The organism is Mesorhizobium sp. M1334, assembly GCF_040317995.1.
Lineage (GTDB): Bacteria > Pseudomonadota > Alphaproteobacteria > Rhizobiales > Rhizobiaceae > Mesorhizobium.
Genome location: NZ_JAMYLM010000002.1, coordinates 418,129 through 431,344, shown reverse-complemented (window position 1 = coordinate 431,344; position 13,216 = coordinate 418,129). Strand labels below are relative to the sequence as shown.

Genomic DNA, 13,216 nt, shown 5'->3' with positions numbered 1-13,216 from the left:
GCGGTTGGAGCCGTTCGGGTGCATGCGGTCGGAAAACGATGGATGGACGCCAGCTTGGCAGGCGTGATCGCCACGGCTGCAGCACTTGGGAGTGTTTCGGCATTTGCGCATAGTTCCGATGGCGGTTGGACTTATCCACCGGCCTGCTGCTACGGCGATCCGCTGACAGGAGAGTGCGGCAAGATTCCCAGCATAACCGTCACACCGCGGCCCGACGGCTATGTGATCGTTTTGCGGCCAGGCGACCACCAGAAGGTCACTCATCAGAACCGATATTTTGTCCCCTACGATAGCGTAATTCCGTCCGGCGACGACAACTTTCACATCTGCCTTCATCCGACCGAAGAACACGAAAACTGCTTTTTCGCGCCGGCAGACGCGTTCTAGGCGATCGCTCCTACCGCCGCCGCAACAGGCTCTTCATCCGGTTGCGCAGCAGGCGGGCCATGTTGCGGGTCTCGCGGTAGAGGTGAAGCTGCGATGCCGCCTGGCGGGCAGGGCGGTCGGCATCCGGCGTCAGCCCGATCACCAGCGTGCCCATCGGCCTGCGCTCCGTCCACAGCCGGCTCATCACCGGATGGTCGGGCACGGCGCAGGAATCGGTCATCATGATGTTGGGGTCGTCGAGATGCTGCCTGGTTACCTCGATCATCAGCAGCGTGCCTGGCGAATAGGCAGCGAGCGTTTCGTCATAGGCGGTCTTCCAGGTATAGCCGACGCCGGCCTCGACGAAGACGACCAGGCAGGCGATGGTGCGGCCGTCGAGCGTCAGCGAATGGATACGGCAAAGATCCTGCTCGGCCAGCCGGTGCACCGCCTCGCGGGCGAAGGCGGCGCGGTAGCGGTCGATGGCCATGGCGGTGCGCTCGCGGCCTTTCCAGCCAGCGGCCTCCAATGTCAGGAAATTTTCGATGGCATGGCGGATCTCGTCCGGCCCGCGCGCCACCACATGCTCCAGCCGGCCGAGGTCGGCGAGGCGGCGCTTCAGGCGGCGGAACTCGCGATAATGGTGGGCGCGCAGCGAAGCTTTCAGATATTCCTCGCCGTCGAGCGCGCTTTCGAGCACCGGGCGGTCGGCCTTGCCGGTGGTGACCAGCGTCAGGCCGCGCGTTTCGGCGACGCTGGCGAGCAGGCTGGCCACCGGGCCGTCCAGCCTTATGTCGGGCAGCACGAAGACTTTCGGCAGCTTGAGGTGCGGCCGCGACAGCATCGAGAAGAAATCCTCGATCACGCCGATCGGATCGTCGCGGTCGACCAGCGGCGTGCCGATCGGGCCGAACGGGCTCGACCAGGTGCGCATGACTGGAATCCCGAGCGGCACCGCCGGCCGCTCGACCGAGAACGGCACCAGCAGGCGCAGCCGGTTGCGGTACTGGTCGCCGTCGCGGATGACGGCCAGCCGCACCTCACGGTCCTCCAGCCTGGGCATGGCCGGCGCCAGGAAGCGCGGGTTGAAGAAGACGTTGGGCTCGATTGTGCGGGTGCAGAGATAGTCGAGCTCCTCGACCAGGTCGAAGCCGGCGGAGGCTGGATAGATGGCGAGCTTGCGCTCGGGCCGGTGGTTGGCGAGGATCTCGATATGGGCGGGATCGGCCTCGCGGGCGAGCCCGGCAAGACCGGACACCATGGCGCCGGCCGGGCCGCCGCTGGTTTCCTCGAGCAGGGGGACGGCAGCCATCAGGCGGCTCCTTTGGCTGATACGAAAATGACCATGACGATGCCGAGCTTGCGCCAGACCGTGAAGGACAGCGCGCCGGCCTCGAAGATCATGGCGAAGACGGTGGCCATCGCCGCGCCCCACAGGCCGAAGAGCGGGATCAGCACGACGCTCAGCGCGATGTTGAAGGCCAGCGTCAGGGCGTAGACCGCGGCGCAGATGTTCTGGTTGCCGCTCATGGTGAGCAGGCTTTCGCAAGGGCCGACGGCGGCCCGCGCCACGACGCCGAACACCAGCAGGAACAGCAGCGGATAGCCGGCGGAAAATTCGGGGCCGAACAAGGTCAGCATTGGCTCGCCCAGTGCCAGCACCAGCAGCGCCATCGCCAGCGACGGCCAGAAGGTCCACGACACCGTCTCGCGGGCAAAGGCAGCGAGCTTTTGCGGCTCGCCATGGGTGAACTGGGCATAGCGCTGGGCGACGCCGGCCTTGACCGCGAAATAGACGAAATGCACCAGCGCCAGCGTCTTGACCGTGGCGAAATAGACGGCGACGTCGTTGGGATCGAGGTAGGCGCCGACCATCAGCACGTCGGCATTGGTGAGCAGGAAGAAAAAGCTCTCGACCAGGAAGATCGGCAGCGAGACGATGAACCATTGGCCGAAATGCAATTTCATCGGCCCGGCCGGGATCCTTCTGTCCATGCGCGACGTCACGCCGATGAGCTGACCGAGCGTGGTGGCATAGGTGGCGGCGATCGCGGCGAAGATCGCCGTCCTGGCGTCGGCCGCGTAGCCCGCCAGCAGCATCAGCGCCATGAACGCCAGGATCAGCAGCGGCCGCACCAGAAAGGTCGGCGACAGCGCAAACAGCGCCCAGGAATTGGCCCGCGCCAGCCCTTGCAGAAGGTCGGACATGGCGATCATCGGCAGGCAGATGATGCCGAGGATGAACGGCACGACATAATAGTCTTCGATAAAGGCCGACAGCAGCCAGACGGCGAGCGCGCCGAGGCCGGCGATCGCAGTCGAGGCAATCAGCACGAACAGCCGGCTGGCCCGCACGATGCCGCGCAATTCGGCCATCATGCCGCGCGCGCGATATTCGGGGATGAAGCGGATGACAGAGGTGTGGAAGCCGAGGCAGGCGAGATTGCCGACGATGACCATGGTCACCCAGACGAGGACGAAAATGCCGTACTCGAACGAGCCCATCCAGCGCGCCATCAGGACCTGGCTGACGAAGGCGATGACGGCGCTGACGATGCGGACCGAAAAGGCGATCAGCGACATGCGGCCGGCTTCGCCGCGCTCGCCGGCGGTGAACAGCACGGCATCGATCAGGCCAAGCAGCGGCCTTATGCGCAGCGCAAGGCGCTGCGGCAGGAACCGCCCGGCTGTCGTCGCCGCGGAAAAGCGCACCCAATACTCTCCGTTTTCCGCCAATTTACAGGGGCTTGGTGTAGCGGAGACACATTAAGAAACGGTTGGGTGGGAAGTTCCCTTCGCCCCGTCTCTATACGGGGAGAAGCTGCCGGCAGGCGGATGAGGCGCGGCGCTGGCTGCTTCATATTCATCATTCGCGCAACCCTTCAACCTGCTCGGGAGTGTCTCAGTTTGAAATCCGCGGAAACGCCTATCCCGTTTGCCCCATATGCGAAACGCCTATATGCTGAGCGGAACGCACGGCAGCAACAATGGTCTACACTGTCATCTGGTATGGAAGGCAGGGCATCGTCGACAAGTTGATCTTCGACGACGAGAAGACCGCGAAAGATCATGCAACCTCCATGTTTCAAACCCGAAAGGGTGACGATGGAATCGTGTCCGTTGAAGTTCGTAAGGACAACGGCGCTGTCGTCTTTAGCCATGCCGAGAACTAGGAATGCCAACCGGACCTAAAGGCCAGAAGCGTCCTGCCGACGTGATCGGCAATGCCGTCCACGTCATGCGTATTGCTACAGGCGAGGAATCCGATGACGTGGTTGACGACGGTAAAGACCTGCCGCGAAAGCGCTGGGCGCGAAAGGCGGCCCGAAGCGGGCCGAGAATATGACGCCAGAGCGTCGCCCTAAGATCGCCAAAAAGGCTGAGCGCCCCCTCTGGCCTGCCGGCCATCTCCCGTTCAGGTGCGGAGATTGGCTAATTGCCAACGCCTCCGCTGCCCCTCATCCGCCCTTTGGGCACCTTCTCCCCGCGAACGGGGCGAAGCAAAGCAATGCCTTACGCAAACGCCCCGTGGCAATGCTTGTACTTTTTCCCTGACCCGCAGGGGCAGGCTTCGTTGCGGCCGATCTTGCCCCAGGTCGCCGGGTTCTTCGGGTCGCGGTTTTCGGGGGCGACGATGGCGTTGGTCTCCTGGCGGACCAGGACGGCCGTGTCGCCGCCTTCGAAATCGTCCTCGCCGGTCGAGCCGTCGATATGGCTGCCGAACATGTCGGGCGCCTCTGGCGGCGGCGCTTCCGCCGCCTGGCGGACCAGCTCGACGCGCATCAGCTGCGCCGTTACCGCCTGGCGCAGATTGCCCAGCATCGCCTGGAACAGCTCGAACGCCTCGCTCTTGTACTCCTGCAGCGGATCGCGCTGCGCATAGCCGCGGAAGCCGACGACCGAGCGCAGATGGTCGAGATTGACGATGTGCTCGCGCCACAGATGGTCGAGCGTCTGCAGCACCACGGAGCGCTCGACATACGTCATAACGTCGGGGCCGAAGCGCTCGGCGCGCTCCTTGGCGGCGGCGTCGGCGGCCTGGCTGATGCGCTCGCGGATGTCGTCTTCGGCAATGCCTTCTTCCTTGACCCAGTCTTCTACCGGCAGGTCGAGGTTGAGGAATTCGGCGATCTCGGCCTTGAGCCCGGCGACGTTCCACTGCTCGGCATAGGCGTTTTCGGGAATGTTCTTGGCGACGATCTCCTCGATGACGCCTTCGCGCATCTCGGTGATGGTCTCGGACAGGCCTTCGCCGTCCATCAATTCGAGGCGCTGCTCGAACACCACCTTGCGCTGGTCGTTGGAGACGTCGTCATATTTCAACAGGTTCTTGCGGATGTCGAAGTTGCGCGCCTCGACCTTCTTCTGCGCCTTTTCCAGCGCCTTGTTGATCCAGGGATGGATGATCGCCTCGTCTTCCTTGAGGCCGAGCTTCTGCAGCATGCCGTCCATGCGCTCGGAACCGAAGATGCGCATCAAATCGTCCTGCAGCGACAGGAAGAACTTTGACCGCCCGGGATCGCCCTGACGGCCTGAGCGGCCGCGCAACTGGTTGTCGATGCGGCGCGATTCATGGCGTTCGGTGGCCAGCACATAGAGGCCGCCGGCGGCGAGCGCCTTTTCCTTCAGCCGGGCGATGTCGTCGCGGATTTCCTTTTCCTTGGCCTCGCGCTCGGGGCCGGCCGGCATGTCGCCAAGCTCGTCGGCGATGCGCATGTCGGCATTGCCGCCGAGCTGGATGTCGGTGCCGCGGCCGGCCATGTTGGTGGCAATGGTGATGGCGCCGGGTTTGCCGGCCTGGGCGACGATCGCCGCCTCGCGCTCGTGATGGCGGGCGTTCAGCACCTCGAAATCCTTGAAACCTTCCCTGCGCAGGCGCTCGGCCAACTGCTCGGATTTCTCGATGGAAGTCGTGCCGACCAGGGTCGGCTGGCCCTTGGCGCGGGCTTCCTTGATTTCCTTGACGATCGCCTTGTATTTCTCCTCGACCGTCCGGTAGACCTCGTCGTCCTCGTCAATGCGGATGACCGGCAGGTTGGTCGGGATCTCGGTGACGTCGAGATTGTAGATGTTGGCGAATTCCTCGGCCTCGGTCAGCGCCGTGCCGGTCATGCCGGCGAGCTTCTTGTAGAGGCGGAAATAGTTCTGGAAGGTGACCGAGGCGAGCGTCTGGTTCTCCGGCTGGATCGCCACATGCTCCTTGGCTTCGAGTGCCTGGTGGAGGCCCTCCGAATAGCGGCGGCCGGGCATCATGCGGCCGGTGAACTCGTCGATGATGACGATCTCGCCGTTGCGGACAATATAGTCCTTGTCCTTCTGGAACAGCCGGTGCGCCTTCAGCGCGTTGTTGACGTGGTGGACGATGGCGACGTTCTCGACGTCATAGAGCGACTCGCCCTTGAGCAGGCCGGCATCGCGCAGCATGTTCTCCAGCTTCTCGGTGCCTTCCTCGGTGAAGATCGAGGTCTTCTGCTTCTCGTCGATCTCGTAGTCCTGCGGCTGCAGCTGGACGATGAAGGTATCGATGGTGTTGTACATTTCCGAACGGTCCTCGAGCGGACCGGAAATGATCAGCGGCGTGCGGGCTTCGTCGACCAGGATGGAATCGACCTCGTCGACAATGGCGTAGCTATGGCCGCGCTGCACCATCTGGGCGCGCTCGTACTTCATGTTGTCGCGCAGATAGTCGAAGCCGAGCTCGTTGTTTGTGGCGTAGGTGACGTCGGCGGCGTAGGCGACCCGGCGCTCCTCGTCGGACAGGCCATGGACTATGACGCCGACCTTAAGGCCGAGGAATTTGTAGACGCGGCCCATCCATTCGGAGTCGCGCGTGGCCAGATAGTCGTTGACGGTGACGACATGGACGCCATTGCCGGCGAGCGCGTTGAGATAGACCGGCAGCGTCGCCACCAGCGTCTTGCCTTCACCGGTCCGCATCTCGGCAATACCGCCATTGTGCAGCACCATGCCGCCGATCAGCTGAACGTCGAACGGGCGCATGCCGAGCACGCGACGGGCGGCCTCGCGGACGGTAGCGAAGGCCGGCACCAGTAGGTCGTCGAGGCTGGCGCCGTTGGCGATGTCCTGGCGGAATTTGTCGGTGCGGGCCTGAAGCTCGGCGTCGGAGAGCGCCCGCATCTCGTTTTCCATGGCATTGATCGCCTCGACGCGGGGCCGGGTCGATTTGACCCGACGATCGTTGGAGGAGCCGAAAACCTTACGGGCGAGACCGCCGAGACTGACCATCCAATGGCCCTTTCGATAGCATTCCAAGTCGTTGCGACAGGCGCCGGCTGGCCCCATCAAATCCACGTGAACGCGGACAAACGCAAAAAGCGCCCGGAAAACGGTTCTGGACGCAAAGTCGTTGGACAGATAAGAGGGGGCTCATTCGATGTCAACGCCGCGCTCGCCCTGTCGACCGCGCCAAATTCCGCCACAATCCTGCTGGTCTGGAAGCCATTCCGCTCTAGCTACCCCGCTTTGGAGATAATCGTAATGTCCTTGTTGTTCCGCCGTGCGTCGCTCGCCAGCCTTGGTCTGGCTTTCGGCCTCTCGGCCCTCTCGCTGTCGCCGCTGATGGCACAGGAAGCCGCCCCTGCCCAGCCGGCAGCACCCGCCCCGGCGGCCAAGCCGGTCGATCCGAACGCTGTGGTCGCCACCATCAATGGCCAGACGCTGACCGAGGCAGACCTTGGGCTTGCCGAGGGCGAGCTGTCGCAGCAGTTCGCGCAGCTTCCGCCCGAGCAGCGCCGCGCCGCGGCACTGTCGGCGGCGATCGAAATCCGCGTCATGGCGGCTCAGGCGGTGACCACCGGCCTCGACAAGGATCCCGACTTCCAGCGCCGCATGGCCTTCCTGCAGCAGCGCGCGCTGCATGGCGAAATGGTCGAGAAGGGCGTCATCGACAAGGTTACCGATGCCGAGGTCCGCGCCCGCTACGACCAGGAAATCGCCAACACGCCGCCCACCAACGAGGTGCACGCCCGTCACATCCTCGTGAAGACGAAGGAAGAGGCCGACGCCATCATCAAGCAGCTCGACGGCGGCGCCGACTTCCAGAAACTCGCCAACGAGCACACCAGCGATCCGAGCGGCAAGACCAGCGGCGGCGATCTCGGCTGGTTCGGACCTGGCCAGATGGTGCCGGAGTTCGACAAGGCGGCGTTTGCGCTGGCGGTCGGCAAATACACCGAGCAGCCGGTGCAGTCGCAGTTCGGCTGGCATGTCATCAAGGTTGAGGACAAGCGCACCAAGCAGCCGCCGGCGTTCGACCAGGTCAAGGACCAGGCGCGCCAGGCGGTCATCCGCGACAAGTATTTCGCGCTGGTCAAGTCGCTGCGTGCCAACGCCAAGGTCGACATCCCCGATGCGAACCTGAAGAAGACGGTCGACGCGTTGGAAAGCGCCAAATAAGCCAGATTGGGCTACGACAGGGCGCGCTGCCGCCCTGTCGCTTCTATTTGGTAGGGCGAGCGAGGATGCGTCGACGCCGCCGCCGGACCGCCGTGGCGTCGCCGGCATCCTCAGCGACGATGCCCTTCAAGATATAGCCGACCGCCCTGCGTAAGATCGCCTCGTCCTCGTCCAGGCGGTCTGTCAGAAGGTGCGCCCAGGCAAACGACGCGACCAGGTCGGCGACGACAGTGGCATCGACATCGGCTGCCACCTCTCCCCTTGCCTTGGCGCGTTCGACCATCTGGCCGGTGTGGATACGACGCCCTCTCGCGTATTCGGCAAGGGCGGCGGCGGCTTTTTCGTCCGACTGCGCCTCGGCGATCAGCGATCTGAACACGCTGCCCGACGATGTGTCGCGCCAGTGCGCGAACAAGCTCTTCAGGAAGCCGACGAGATCCTCCGCAAGGCTCCCGGTATCGGGATTGTCGACGCGCTTTTGCCGCTGGTAAACGTCGAGCAGCAAGGCGGCCTTGCTTGGCCACCAGCGATAGATCGTCGGTTTTCCGGCACGCGCGCGGCGCGCCACCGCCTCGATCGAGAAGCCGGAATAGCCGGCCTCGACCAGCACCGCCTCGGCGGCATCGAGAATGGCATCGGCGCTTTCGGGGCTGCGCCGTGCGCCGGCCGACTTGCGCCCGGGATCGGTGATTTCGCCCATTTCTTTGTCCTTGCCCGCGATTTCAGCAGCCATCATATACAACTCTTGACGAAACGAAACGATCCGTTTCATACGTAACGGAACGTTCCGTTACGATAAGGAAGACAGCAATGACTTCGACCGTCGCCACATGTTTTTCGCGCCTGCGCTTCGCCCTGCTGGTGCTGCTCGGCGTCTATCCGCTGATCACTGCCATTCTGTACGTGGTTTTTCCGCTGACGCAGGAATGGCAGATCTGGCAGCGTACACTGGTCATCGCGCCGCTGATGGTCTCGATCATGATTTGGGGACTGATTCCGGGCGTGCAGCGGATGTTTCGTGGCTTCCTCAACCCGACCGTCCGGTGACGGTCATTCCAGCGCTTGCGACGTTTCCGACGCAACGCGCCATTCGCCGTCGGCCAGCACGAGTTCCAGCATCACCCGCGCCTTGCCGGTCAGGCGCTGCGCCGATTTGTCTTTCGGCACATAGTCGTAGCTCATGGCGAAAACCACGTCGGCACGATCCTTGCCGTGCGGCGTCACCTCGAGGCTGCCGGGCTCGAGACCGAACGACCACGACGCCCATTGCGCGAACCAGTCGGTCTTGACCTTGACGATGGCCTCGCTGTCGTAACGCGTGCCGTAGATGGTGGCCGACGAACCGTAAAGCCGCTTGACGGTTTCGCGCATTCTCCTGGCATCAGGCGCCAGATAGTTTTCGCGTAGAAACTGCTCGATGGCGCTCTTGTCGCCGACGGAGCGTTCGAGCGCAGCCACCTGCGACGCGGGAGCCGGGCTGACGGCCGGTTTCGGTTGCTGGGCAGTGTCTCCGCCCGGAACGAATTCGAAACGCTCGAGCAGCGACCCCTGCTCCCAGGGACGCTGCGCCTCGCGCGTTGCGGAAACGACGTCGCGGCGCACCGCGATCATCATATCGTTGATGCTCTGTCCGGGCTCCGCCATGTGCCGCAAAAGCGCCGCGGCAAAGGGCGAGTTGCGCCCCGTCCCGTCCATTGCGACGGCGCCGGGCGCCGTCGAGAAGGCGATGAAGGAGCCGCGTGTCGACTCGAACTGGGCAAGGCCGGCGAGAGCCGTCGCCGAGCGCGTCGTGGCGCGGCGGCTGAGACTTCGGGCAAACGGGTTGTTGCGGCAGGCATCGAGGAAGACCAGGCTGACCTTGGTCTGCTGCTCCATGATGTCGAGAACCTCGTCGATCGGCACCGCCTCGAGCTGCAGCTTGACCGGCATGTCCAGCCGGGCGTCGACCGGCACGATGAAGTTGCGCCCGTCGACCTGCAGGCCGTGGCCGGCATAGTAGAACAGCCCGGCACCGGCACCTTGCAGCGCATCTGAGAATTCGCCGATCTTGCGCTCGAGCTCGCGCTTGCCGAGATCGTTGCCTTCGATCACCTCGAAACCGATGGCGCGCAGCTTGTCGGCGATGTCGAGCGCATCGTTGACGGGATTGGCCAGCGTGCCGGCTTCGGCGTAGCTGCCGTTGCCGACCACAAGCGCCACGCGCCGCGCCGTCTGTGCATCGGCGCGCAGCAGCAGAAAGCCCAGAAACGCCAATGCCAAGACCACAAGCCTGCCCATGGGGCAGGATCATAGCGCTATCGGTCGCAGCGACACCAACAAATTTGCAACAGCCTGCTTGCGGCATGAGCCGGTGTCAGGCTTCCGGTAGCCATAACGGCTGTGAAAACGCCTTGCGCCGGCGCGCGCTATCGGGCAAACCGGCGTTCCTTTCGCGATTTTTCCCGCCCGGGGTCTTCCATGTCCGCACAGGTTTCGCCGCTCGCGCCGAAGAAATATCCCAAGATGCCGGTGATCGAGGGCGTGCGCATCGCCACCGCCGAGGCCGGCATAAAATACAAGAACCGCACCGACTTGCTGGCCATGGTGTTCGACGCCGGCACCACCGTCGGCGGCGTGTTCACCAGGTCGAAATGCCCGTCGGCGCCGGTCGATTTCTGCCGGCAGAATCTCGTGGCTGGCAAGGCACGCGTGCTGGTGGTCAATTCCGGCAATGCCAATGCCTTTACCGGTCAGAAGGGCCGCGCCTCGACGGCACTCACGGGCGAGGTGGCGGCGAAGGCGGCCGGCTGCACAGCGGGCGAGGTGTTCCTGGCCTCGACCGGCGTGATCGGCGAACCGCTCGACGCCGGCAAGTTCAGCCATCTGCTGGCCGGGCTGGTCAAGGACGGCAAGCCGGAATTGTGGACCGAAGCCGCCAAGGCGATCATGACCACCGACACCTATCCCAAACTGGCGACCGTGACGGTCAAGCTCGGCGATGCCGACGTCACCATCAACGGTATCGCCAAGGGCGCCGGCATGATCGCGCCCGATATGGCGACGATGCTTTCCTTCGTCGCCACCGACGCGCCGATCGCAGCACCCGTGCTGCAGGATCTCTTGTCGCGCGGCACGGCCAAGACCTTCAACGCGGTAACCGTCGACAGTGACACCTCGACCAGCGACACGCTGCTGATGTTCGCCACGGGTGCTGCCGCCAGGCGCGGCGCGCCGGCAATTTCCGACCCCAAGGATGCGCGCCTCGGCGCCTTCCGCCGTGCCCTCGGCAAGGTGCTGAAATCGCTGGCGCTGCAGGTGGTGCGCGACGGCGAGGGCGCCCGCAAGCAGGTCGAGGTCACCGTCACCGGGGCCAAATCGGCCCGCTCGGCCAAGCGCATCGCGCTGTCGATCGCCAATTCGCCGCTGGTCAAGACGGCAGTCGCCGGCGAGGACGCCAATTGGGGCCGCGTCGTCATGGCCGTCGGCAAGGCCGGCGAACCGGCCGACCGCGACCTTCTGTCGATCTGGTTCGGCGACAACCGCCTAGCCTATCAGGGCGAGCGCGACGCCGCCTATTCCGAGGACGCGACTTCGGCGTATATGAAGCGCGACGAGATCCGCATCCGCGCCGATATCGGCATCGGCCGCGGCAAGGCGACGGTGTGGACCTGCGATCTCACCAAGGAATATGTCGCCATAAACGGCGATTATCGGAGCTGATGGCGTTGGCTTCCAGACATCCGGCAAGCGTGTTGGCGATCGTGCGCCGCTATGAGGCGGCCGGCTTTCGCGCCTGGCCGGCGGCCGCCGTCCATTATGACGGTACCTGGGTGGTGCGGCTGACGGCCGGCCACCCGGCCAAGCGGCTGAACTCGGTCAATCCGCTCGATCCGGGCGACATCCAGCACATTGCCGAGCGCATCGGTCGCGCCAGCCGCCGCTTCGACGCTTATGGCAGGCCGCTGACCTTTCGCATCTCACCGCTGTCGGGGCCTGATCTTTCAAAGTACCTCGACAGCGAAGGCTGGAGCACGTTCGCGGAGTCGCTGGTCATGCGGCTGCCGCTGGCCGACGCCGCGCTCGACGATGCCATGGACCAGATTCCGTTGAGGGACATCAGCCGTTTCATCGGCGCGGCGCTCAAGGTGAGCGGTTCTGATGTGTCGCTGCGGCCGGGCCTGTCGGAGATCATCGGCGCCATCCAGCCGGAGGCCGGGCTGTTTGCGCTGGAGGCCGGCAGCGAACCGCTGGCAACGTTGATCTGCGTGCATGACGGCGACCTTGCCGGCCTGTTCGAGATCGCCACCGACAGGTCGGTGCGCAATCAGGGCCATGGCCGCCACCTCATCCGTTCGGCATTGAAATGGGCGCGGCTGCGCGGGGCGCGGGAAGCCTGGCTGCAGGTCGAGGCGGACAACGCGCCGGCGCTGGCGCTTTATCGCTCGCTCGGATTCGACGAAGTCTATCGCTATCACTATCGCCGGCCACAAGGCGCATGAGCGGCTTGGATACGGTCGGCAAACGCCTGCTCCTGGTCGCCGCCTGCGCGCTGGTCGATGCCGACGGGCGCGTCCTCTTGGCGCAGCGGCCCGAAGGCAAGCAACTCGCCGGCCTGTGGGAGTTTCCGGGCGGCAAGGTCGAGCCCGGCGAGACGCCGGAACAATGCCTGATCCGCGAATTGTACGAGGAGATCGGCATCGAGACCGATATTCCTTGCCTGGCGCCGCTCACCTTCGCCAGCCATTCCTACGACGATTTTCACCTGCTGATGCCGCTGTTCGTCTGCCGTCGATTCCGCGGCATTGCCCGGCCGAAGGAAGGCCAGGTGCTGAAATGGGTGCGGCCGCGCCAGATGCGCGATTTTCCAATGCCGCCGGCCGATGCCCCCCTGATCCAGTTCCTCATCGATCTGCTCTAACGGCCGACCTCCGTAAGCGGGCAGCGCCGCAACGCGCTGGCAGCAGGCGTTAATGAAAGATTTATCTAGCCGTGAAAAATTGACGCTAGGCGGTTACGCCGATTCCACCGCTGGGGAGCGATTTTGCATGAGCCTCGACAAGGACTGGGACTCGCCTTGGCCCGACCGCCTTCCTGGTGCCGCCAATGCCGGCATGGGAATATTGCGCATCGCCCTTTTGTTCGGCTCGGCCGCGGTGGCTCTGGCCTTGATCGCGACGCCCTACCTCGACAGCCGGACCCGCTCGCAGTTTGCCCGCGACGGGCTTGATACGATGAGCACCGGCTCGATCGGCCAGCGCGATAGCTATACGCTACGCAAGAGCGTGCTGCAGCCGCTGCCCAGTTCGGTCTGCGTTATACGGGCCGATGGCAGAAGCAGCGGCGACTGCTGACTCCTCAACAGATATCTAGGATTCGGCTGTTTCCTGGAATGCGGCTGGTTCACCGCGCGTTAAGCCTGTCGCGTTAACCTTTCTTAACGGGTCGGCGCTAGGTT

The 13,216-nt window shown here is 64.3% G+C and carries 13 protein-coding genes; 8 read left to right on the top strand and 5 right to left on the bottom strand.

All coding sequences use genetic code 11. The features are described from left to right. Window positions 1–42: 42 nt before the first annotated feature. A complete protein-coding gene (locus NKH17_RS05495) occupies window positions 43–387 on the top strand; it encodes a hypothetical protein (RefSeq protein ID WP_254816684.1) in 345 nt (114 codons plus the stop codon). A gap of 10 nt (window positions 388–397) precedes the next feature. On the opposite strand, the gene NKH17_RS05490 is transcribed toward NKH17_RS05495, so the two are convergent. Both NKH17_RS05490 and NKH17_RS05485 read right to left on the bottom strand, forming a co-directional pair. After that, a complete protein-coding gene (locus NKH17_RS05490; protein ID WP_254816685.1) occupies window positions 398–1,678 on the bottom strand; it encodes a GNAT family N-acetyltransferase in 1,281 nt (426 codons plus the stop codon). Continuing rightward, window positions 1,678–3,078 carry a lipopolysaccharide biosynthesis protein gene (locus tag NKH17_RS05485; RefSeq protein ID WP_352649336.1) on the bottom strand — a complete coding sequence of 467 codons (1,401 nt, stop codon included), beginning with the start codon at window positions 3,076–3,078 and terminating at the stop codon, window positions 1,678–1,680. The genes NKH17_RS05490 and NKH17_RS05485 overlap by 1 nt, the downstream gene beginning before the upstream one ends. Window positions 3,079–3,353: 275 nt before the next feature. Between NKH17_RS05485 and NKH17_RS05480 the strand changes: the two genes are divergently transcribed. After that, window positions 3,354–3,539, top strand: coding sequence for a hypothetical protein (locus NKH17_RS05480; RefSeq protein WP_254816687.1), 186 nt, complete (start codon window positions 3,354–3,356; stop codon window positions 3,537–3,539). 340 nt (window positions 3,540–3,879) lie between these two features. Here the strand turns inward: NKH17_RS05480 and secA are convergent, their stop codons facing one another. Beyond that, entirely contained in the window at window positions 3,880–6,612 is a 2,733-nt protein-coding gene (gene secA / locus NKH17_RS05475; protein WP_352899309.1) for a preprotein translocase subunit SecA, read from the bottom strand. Between the two features lie 252 nt (window positions 6,613–6,864). Between secA and NKH17_RS05470 the strand changes: the two genes are divergently transcribed. Further along, entirely contained in the window at window positions 6,865–7,782 is a 918-nt protein-coding gene (locus tag NKH17_RS05470) for a peptidylprolyl isomerase (RefSeq protein ID WP_352476303.1), read from the top strand. A 43-nt stretch (window positions 7,783–7,825) separates the two neighbouring features. Here NKH17_RS05470 and NKH17_RS05465 read toward each other — a convergent pair whose 3' ends face one another. Beyond that, a complete protein-coding gene (locus NKH17_RS05465) occupies window positions 7,826–8,482 on the bottom strand; it encodes a TetR/AcrR family transcriptional regulator (RefSeq protein WP_352899440.1) in 657 nt (218 codons plus the stop codon). A 110-nt stretch (window positions 8,483–8,592) separates the two neighbouring features. Here NKH17_RS05465 and NKH17_RS05460 point away from each other — a divergent pair, with 110 nt between their 5' ends. Then, the gene (locus NKH17_RS05460; RefSeq protein WP_352505137.1) at window positions 8,593–8,829 is read left to right on the top strand and encodes a putative antibiotic biosynthesis monooxygenase; all 237 of its coding nucleotides are present in this window, start codon (window positions 8,593–8,595) and stop codon (window positions 8,827–8,829) included. Between the two features lie 3 nt (window positions 8,830–8,832). On the opposite strand, the gene NKH17_RS05455 is transcribed toward NKH17_RS05460, so the two are convergent. Next, on the bottom strand, window positions 8,833–10,059 hold the full coding sequence (locus NKH17_RS05455; protein WP_352899307.1) for a caspase family protein: 1,227 nt from the start codon (window positions 10,057–10,059) through the stop codon (window positions 8,833–8,835). Window positions 10,060–10,239: 180 nt separating this feature from the next. Between NKH17_RS05455 and argJ the strand changes: the two genes are divergently transcribed. The 4 genes from argJ to NKH17_RS05435 all read left to right on the top strand — a co-directional run bounded on the left by argJ (window position 10,240) and on the right by NKH17_RS05435 (window position 13,112). After that, window positions 10,240–11,481, top strand: a complete 1,242-nt coding sequence (argJ, locus tag NKH17_RS05450; RefSeq protein WP_352899304.1) for a bifunctional glutamate N-acetyltransferase/amino-acid acetyltransferase ArgJ — start codon at window positions 10,240–10,242, stop codon at window positions 11,479–11,481. Beyond that, window positions 11,481–12,260, top strand: a complete 780-nt coding sequence (locus tag NKH17_RS05445) for a GNAT family N-acetyltransferase (protein WP_352649341.1) — start codon at window positions 11,481–11,483, stop codon at window positions 12,258–12,260. Before argJ ends, NKH17_RS05445 begins: the two co-directional genes overlap by 1 nt. Continuing rightward, window positions 12,257–12,679 (top strand): (deoxy)nucleoside triphosphate pyrophosphohydrolase, encoded by a 423-nt coding sequence (locus NKH17_RS05440; RefSeq protein WP_254816694.1) that lies wholly within the window; start codon window positions 12,257–12,259, stop codon window positions 12,677–12,679. Before NKH17_RS05445 ends, NKH17_RS05440 begins: the two co-directional genes overlap by 4 nt. Window positions 12,680–12,806: 127 nt before the next feature. Next, a complete protein-coding gene (locus tag NKH17_RS05435; protein WP_352505141.1) occupies window positions 12,807–13,112 on the top strand; it encodes a hypothetical protein in 306 nt (101 codons plus the stop codon). Window positions 13,113–13,216: the final 104 nt, after the last annotated feature.